This is a genomic window from uncultured Cyclobacterium sp., assembly GCF_963976465.1.
Taxonomy (GTDB): Bacteria; Bacteroidota; Bacteroidia; order Cytophagales; family Cyclobacteriaceae; genus Cyclobacterium.
In genome coordinates, this window is sequence record NZ_CAXBOC010000316.1 from 1 (window position 1) to 6,919 (window position 6,919).

Annotated in this window: 7 protein-coding genes and 1 pseudogene; 4 read left to right on the top strand and 4 right to left on the bottom strand. The window is 40.1% G+C overall.

The annotated features are described in order from the left end of the window. The 4 genes from AAC037_RS16550 to AAC037_RS16565 all read right to left on the bottom strand — a co-directional run. Nucleotides 1–330 (bottom strand): pyridoxal-phosphate dependent enzyme (locus tag AAC037_RS16550; RefSeq protein WP_339904102.1); only part of this gene is annotated, 330 nt, incomplete at its 3' end. 58 nt (nucleotides 331–388) lie between these two features. Then, nucleotides 389–1,312, bottom strand: a complete 924-nt coding sequence (locus AAC037_RS16555) for an aspartate carbamoyltransferase catalytic subunit (RefSeq protein WP_339904104.1) — start codon at nucleotides 1,310–1,312, stop codon at nucleotides 389–391. A 2-nt stretch (nucleotides 1,313–1,314) separates the two neighbouring features. After that, nucleotides 1,315–1,866, bottom strand: coding sequence for a bifunctional pyr operon transcriptional regulator/uracil phosphoribosyltransferase PyrR (gene pyrR / locus AAC037_RS16560; protein WP_339904105.1), 552 nt, complete (start codon nucleotides 1,864–1,866; stop codon nucleotides 1,315–1,317). A gap of 50 nt (nucleotides 1,867–1,916) precedes the next feature. Further along, a complete protein-coding gene (locus tag AAC037_RS16565; protein ID WP_339904107.1) occupies nucleotides 1,917–3,506 on the bottom strand; it encodes a transcriptional regulator in 1,590 nt (529 codons plus the stop codon). Nucleotides 3,507–3,872: 366 nt separating this feature from the next. On the opposite strand from AAC037_RS16565, the gene AAC037_RS16570 reads away from it, so the two are divergent. The 4 genes and pseudogenes from AAC037_RS16570 to AAC037_RS16585 all read left to right on the top strand — a co-directional run. Beyond that, nucleotides 3,873–5,528 carry a helix-hairpin-helix domain-containing protein gene (locus AAC037_RS16570; RefSeq protein WP_339904109.1) on the top strand — a complete coding sequence of 552 codons (1,656 nt, stop codon included), beginning with the start codon at nucleotides 3,873–3,875 and terminating at the stop codon, nucleotides 5,526–5,528. Next, nucleotides 5,525–5,812: a hypothetical protein gene (locus AAC037_RS16575; protein WP_303615283.1), complete on the top strand. Its 288-nt coding sequence runs from the start codon at nucleotides 5,525–5,527 to the stop codon at nucleotides 5,810–5,812. Before AAC037_RS16570 ends, AAC037_RS16575 begins: the two co-directional genes overlap by 4 nt. Then, on the top strand, nucleotides 5,809–6,474 hold the full coding sequence (locus AAC037_RS16580) for a YiiX/YebB-like N1pC/P60 family cysteine hydrolase (protein WP_339904108.1): 666 nt from the start codon (nucleotides 5,809–5,811) through the stop codon (nucleotides 6,472–6,474). Before AAC037_RS16575 ends, AAC037_RS16580 begins: the two co-directional genes overlap by 4 nt. Before the next feature lie 78 nt (nucleotides 6,475–6,552). Next, nucleotides 6,553–6,919 (top strand): annotated as a pseudogene (locus AAC037_RS16585) (xylose isomerase); the annotation flags it as partial.

Sequence of the window (6,919 nt, forward strand, 5' to 3'; positions counted from 1 at the left end):
AGCTCCTACAGCCTTCAAGATATCAATTTTTTCTTTGGACTGCTTGTCAGCCATCGTAAAAATGCATTTATACCCTTTTGATATGGCTGCTAGGGCCAGTCCCATACCAGTATTGCCACTGGTGCCTTCGATGATGGTCCCTCCCGGTTTCAATATCCCTTCCTTTTCGGCATCCTCCACCATTTTAACAGCCATTCTATCTTTCATGGAATTGCCCGGATTAAAATATTCTACTTTAACCAGTATTTCTCCTTCAATCCCCTTATTTAAATTATTTAATCTAATCAAAGGGGTGTTTCCGATAGTTTCAACAATTGAATTGTATATCATGGACTTATTTTTAAAACATTTTAAAATGATAGTTTAAGGAAGGCTTCCAATAGAGCCCTCATTTAACACCTGCAAGCAAATACAATACCGCCATTCTAATCGCCACACCATTTTCTACTTGTTGAAGAATAATGGCATGTTCTGAATCTGCAACATCAGAATTCAACTCTACACCTCTATTGATTGGACCCGGGTGCATGATTACAATTTCTTTATCTAGTCTGTTTAATAATTCCCTATTGATCCCATAAAAAAGGGAGTATTCTCTAAGGGAAGGGAAATATTTAATTTGCTGTCTCTCCAATTGAATCCTGAGAACATTGGCCACATCACACCATTGCAAAGCCTTGAACACATCATGTTCTACCTTCACACCTAAATCGGCAATATACTTCGGCAATAAGGTCACTGGTCCACATACCATCACTTCTGCTCCAAGTTTTTGAAGGCAGAAAATATTCGATAAAGCAACCCTGGAATGCAAAATATCACCGATTATGGCAACTTTTTTACCTGCTACATCCCCGAGTTTTTCCCTGATAGAAAAAGAGTCAAGCAAAGCTTGGGTGGGGTGCTCATGCGTGCCATCCCCCGCATTGACGATATTGGCGTCAATATGCTTGGATAAAAAATGAGGTGCTCCCGGACTGGAATGTCTCATAACAACCATGTCTACTTTCATGGCCAAAATATTATTGACTGTATCGATCAGCGTTTCTCCTTTTTTTACAGAACTACTTGCCGACGCAAAATTGACCACATCTGCCGATAGTCTTTTCTCTGCCAATTCAAAAGAAAGCTTTGTCCTCGTAGAGTTCTCAAAAAAAACGTTGGCAATGGTTATATCTCTAAGAGAAGGGACTTTTTTAATTGGCCTGTTCAATATGTCTTTGAAATTGTCTGCTGTTTCAAAAATCAATTGAATATCTGCAGGGCTCAGGTCTTTTATCCCCAATAAATGTCTGGTACTAAGCTGCTCCATTGCTATTCGTTACTTTCTTTTTCAGTGATCCAAATGGCATCCTTCTCAAAGCCTTTATTTTGCCACTCAACGCTTACATACTGGCTTTCCAGGGTATTGACCTGCCGCCCGCAGTAATCCGGCTGAATAGGGAAATCTCTGGTGAATTTACGGTCAATAAGTATCATCAACTCCACTTTTTGAGGTCTTCCAAAAGCTATCATTGCATCCATTGCTGCCCTAACAGACCTGCCCTTGTAAAGTACATCGTCCACCAAAACGACTTTTTTATTTTCAATTAAAAAATCAATTTTAGTTTCATTTGCCCGTAAAGGAAGGTCTCTCCTTCTAAAATCATCTCGATGAAAGGTCGCATCCAAATACCCATATTCCAGAGTTATATTTTGGATTTCCTGCATCCGCTGAATGATTTTATCCAGCACCAATGCTCCTCGCGGTTGGAGACCTAAAAGAACCGTATTATCAAAATCATCATGGTTTTCTATCAATTGATGACAAAACCTACTGATGGTAAGTGATATCTGGGTTTGGTCAAGAACAAGTCTTTTTTGCATGATTAAAATTTGAGGCAAATATATAAATTATTTATTGGGGCTTAATGGCTCTATATAAAATCATCCACTTTTATTTTAGTAAAAAAATTGACCTCTCTGCTTTTCTCCCGGCCATCTTCACCTTGGTACCTTATCCTTTGCTTACCACTTAAAAGATAATAATTGTCATACCACCAAATAAGCTGCAAACTATTCTCTCTAGTCTCGGAGATTCTTTCATTTTCATTGACTAGTTCAATTTCAAAGGGTTCATTTTCCATGACAATATCCCCCTCTTTTATCTGGCTAAGCATCAATTCTTTTTCCTTGAGAAACATATAAAATAAATTACTTCCATCAAATACCAATTCCCCATACTTCATCGGGTCATTCTTTCCCGAATTGTCCAGATCTATGGCATTTTCCCAGAGTATATCCCCTTCTGCATTTAGTAAAATAAATTGTGCCGACAAAAACTTATATTGGTCTACTGTCTGTGCCCCCCTGAACCGCGGATCTAACCACAATGGATTGTAAAGGCCTCCATAACCTCCCATCATGGGGTTTAGTCGATAAAAATTACTTACATACATCCCATCTCTTGGCGCATACCTTGAGGAAGTAGAAATAAAATGATCATTGTAAACCAAGTATAGTCCATTTGAAGACTGAATTTCTCTTGTCACGACCACATTTCTGATGGGGTTATTTTTGCCCTTTTCAGCTCTTCTTTCTATGCGCTTCCACTTCTTTTCACGGGCTTTTTCCGGGAGGTAGTTGTAAAAATTTTCAAAATCAGTGATGTCATAAAACCTATTGGTATACTCACCAAATTCGTTGATTTTCGTGAAGTACAAACCTTGATAGGCTTCTTTTTTCTTCAAGCCATAGGGCCCGATCAAAGCCTGCTTATAATTGTTTGAGGAAGTCAGTAGCCCCTCAACAATCTCCATAGATGGGTCGCCCAAATCATCAATTTTCACCTCCCTAAGCTTATTCCCATCGGTGTCGTAGGTCAATATAGATACTATTTTATTTTTGAAGGCATCCCTTCGCGTCATCACCACATCAAATACATTCAACTCAGGATCCTTCCTCATTTGTAAAATCTTGGCATCTTTTTCAAAAAGACCGGGCACCGTTACCACTTCCTCGGTTTCAATATCGAATATCTGGATCACAGGGCGGTAATCGTACTTCCCCATAAAAACTGCCTTTTTGTTAAAAACCAAAAAGTCCTGTAATTCCATTTCTAAAATACTGGCAAGTTCAAGTTCTTTAAGCTTTCGGCTTTCGATATCTATTTCAAAAATAGCTTTTTCATCATCATATTGAGAACCTTTATCGAACAGGACATACAACAAGTCCCTATCAAGATCAAAGCCCACCAATTCATAGAAATCATCTAACTCTCTTTCAAGTGGCTTTTCTGCATTCAATTGAAAATCTGCGGTAAAATATTGAAACCGATCTTTTCTTCCGAAAGAATTTTCAGCTTTCATTCGAAATCCCACAACTCCTCTTTCGGTAGGCAATACATAAAAATCATCGTCTGCCCAGTGAGATTCTACCTCAAACCTTTGCGTAAATTGAACTTGCCCAACAGCTATTCCCAGTAAAAACAAGTAGAGTACAGTGGTCAATAGGGTTTGTTTTGACATTCCTTCAGGGTTTTATTTTCTGTTCACCTACCAAACTTTGCCTACATGCTAATTGTTCCAATAAGCCAACGCTATATCCTTTCTTCTTGCGCTTAATTAAGCGATGCTTGTGGCCTTTCAATTATTAACGGCAATCCTAATCCATCCTTCCTACTAATCATTTCTCAGTAGTTGCCTACAAATGGGTGTTTTGGTAGTAACGGTTGATCAACTATATCCGCTGATACTTTGATTTACTCCATAAGATAAGACTTATGATTTTATTTTGAAACAATTATTTAGGACATTTGTCGGGTACACAACAGATCTCAAAACACCTTGGATAATAAACAAATTGTCAAGACCCTTAAATTAACCTTGCAATTGATGGAATTGCATGGAGAAAATGCATTTAAAATCAGGGGCTATCAATCTGCCATCAACAGTATTGAAAGAGAAGGCAAGCCACTTGCTAACCTAAACCTGGACGAACTACAAAAGCTCCCCTCTATTGGTAAAGGTATCGCTGAGGCCATTCTCTCTATTCAAGAGGCCGGTAGCCATGAGCTTTTGGATAAACTTATGGAGCAAACGCCTAAAGGAATTTTAGAAATTCTGGAAATAAAAGGCCTTGGTCCTAAAAAAATAAAAACGCTGTGGAAAGAACTTGACATCACCTCCACCCATGAATTGATGGAGGCCTGCCAATCCGGACAGGTGGCAAAAATCAAGGGCTTTGGACAAAAAACCCAAGACAGCATTATTCAAGCCCTAGAATACAAAGCTTCCAACCAAGGGAAATGGTTGTACGCAGATATAGAACAAGCGGCTAAAGCCCTTTATAATAGACTTTCTGAAAGCTTGGCTAAAGACAAGGTTGCCATAGTGGGGAGTTTTGAAATGGAAGCAGAAATAATAGGGGGCCTTACATTTCTAATTGGATCGGATGATCCAAAAGAAAGCCTTGCTACCATAAATAAAGTCAATGGGATAAAACAAGACAAGTCCAAAATGAGTCCCTACCGTTGGGAAGGACAACTGGAGGAACCGGAAATCCATATACTTATCACCATCGTACCGACAAAGGATTTTATTAAACAAAAACTTTTAAAATCTGCTTCCAAAGCCCACTTATTATATCCTACAGAAAATGGGCTGCCCCTTGGCGAATTGTTTTACAAGGAAAAATTTGAAACCGAGGAGCAGGCTTATGAAGCGGCAGGCCTTCCTTATATTCATGCAGCTTTGAGGGAAGGCACCGGGGAACTCGACTGGGTGAAAACACATTCTTTGGATGAACTACTGACCCTCGAAGACCTAAAAGGTCCTTTACACAATCATTCCACTTACAGTGACGGAAAAAATACGCTGTTGGAAATGTCAGCATTCTGCCAATCAGAAGGCTACGAATATTTCGGCATTGCTGATCATAGTCGCTCCGCATTTTATGCCAATGGCCTGGATGAAGACCGCATTTACAAGCAACACCAAGAAATTGACGGTATCAATGAATCATTGAAGCCCTTTCGCGTTTTTAAAGGAATAGAAAGCGACATCCTTACAGATGGGAGCCTGGATTATTCAGATGAGGTGTTGGCCACATTTGATTACGTGGTGGCTTCTGTTCATTCCGGCTTGAGTATGGATATTAACAAGGCTACTGCACGCTTGCTCAAAGCCATTGAAAACCCCTATACCACGATTTTAGGCCATCCCACAGGTAGACTTCTTTTACGCAGAGAAGGCTACCCGATCGATCATCGTGCGGTCATTGATGCCTGTGCAATGCATGATGTGGTCATAGAAATTAATGCCAACCCTTGGAGATTGGATCTTGATTGGCGATGGGTCAGGTATGCTATGGATAAGGGAGTGCTTCTCTCTATCAACCCTGATGCGCATGAAAAAGCCGGTGTAGCCCATATGAAATTTGGCGTTATTGTAGGTAGAAAAGGAGGGTTGACCAAAGCGATGACCTTAAATACAAAGAGCAGAGAAGAATTGGCCAGCTATTTTGAGGACAGGAAAAGAAAAAAACAATGAACATACATCAAAAAGGGACTGAGGACTTGTTAAAGCTGTCCTTCCAATCCGGAATGGCGGGCATACTTTTTGGATTGATACCCTTGGTAGTTAAGGCATTGTTACAGCCTACCATGGCTTACGCGGGCTGGTTTGCCGGCCTGGCCATAGGCCTGCAGTTGCTGGGCTTAAGCCTTGCGGTGCTGGTGCTTCGCAGAAAAAAAATAAGTGCTCCACAAAAAGAAAAAGCCAAAAAGATGACTTTAATTTTGGCCGTATCCTTGCTCTTTTTCATGCTGGTATGAAAACCAAAAAACTAAGAACAGGACTACTAATCCTCTTTCACTTCTGTTTTTTAAGCGCATATAGTCAAGAGCCATGGAGAGATTGGAAAGTAGGGGATATTTTATTTCAAAATGGAGATTGTGGAGATTTTTGTGAAGCAATCAAAAAAGTGACCTCCGGGTATGAAGGGCACCCCTTTTCTCACAATGGGATTTTGATCGGCTCAAAAGATAAGTGGATGGTCCTGGAAGCCAACAGCCAAGGGGTTATAGTCACCCCTTTAAAAGAATTTTTATACCGTCACACCAATACGAAGGGAGTCCCAAAGGTACAAATTGGTCGGTTGAAGCCCGAATACCAGCAGCTAATCCCGGAAGCCGTTCGATACGGGAAAACCCTGATCGGAAAGCCTTATGACAATGCCTTTGATTTGGCAAATGATGCCTATTATTGTTCAGAACTTATCCATTTTTCTTTTAAGAAGGCAAATGGAGGCGAACCGATTTTTGCAACCCCTCCCATGACCTTTAAGGATCCTGACACAGGACTACTATTCCCTGTGTGGGAAAAGTATTTTGAAGCATTGAATTTATCAATACCTGAAGGTGAGCCGGGGCTAAATCCCGGTGGCATGAGCCTTTCTCCTGCTTTAGAAATGATCCATGATTTTGAAAAGCCATAAGTTAAAGGAAAAATTATTGATACAATGAGGGCAAAATAGTACCTTGTCTAAATAATCACACATTCAAATAAGCCCCAAATGAACAGAAGATCTTCCGTAAAGAAAATAATGGCTGTAGCAGGAACAGGTATATTAACTCCACAATTAGGCTTTTTAAAAAACCTATTGCCGGAGGCTAAGAAAGCAGCAGCTCCATCACCTTTTTACCTATTCACAAAAGCCCTCCAATGGCTTCCTTTGGAGCAGGTGCCTGAAACGGTCAAATCTTTAGGCTTTGACGGAATTGATTTACCTGTAAGGAAAAATGGTTTTTTTAATACGGATGAAATAAGGCAAAAGCTGCCCATAATTGTCAGAAAGAGTGAAACTTTGAGCTTAAAGCGGCCTGTACTAACCACTGAAATGAACCTCAATCAAATGGCTGATATGGATGAATTCCTTAGGA

Coding starts and splice junctions, on each gene's coding strand:
- AAC037_RS16580 (WP_339904108.1), top strand. CDS start 5,809: ATGAAAACCAAAAAACTAAGAACAGGACTACTAATCCTCTTTCACTTC.
- AAC037_RS16565 (WP_339904107.1), bottom strand. CDS start 3,506: ATGTCAAAACAAACCCTATTGACCACTGTACTCTACTTGTTTTTACTG.
- AAC037_RS16570 (WP_339904109.1), top strand. CDS start 3,873: ATGGAATTGCATGGAGAAAATGCATTTAAAATCAGGGGCTATCAATCT.
- AAC037_RS16555 (WP_339904104.1), bottom strand. CDS start 1,312: ATGGAGCAGCTTAGTACCAGACATTTATTGGGGATAAAAGACCTGAGC.
- AAC037_RS16575 (WP_303615283.1), top strand. CDS start 5,525: ATGAACATACATCAAAAAGGGACTGAGGACTTGTTAAAGCTGTCCTTC.
- pyrR (WP_339904105.1), bottom strand. CDS start 1,866: ATGCAAAAAAGACTTGTTCTTGACCAAACCCAGATATCACTTACCATC.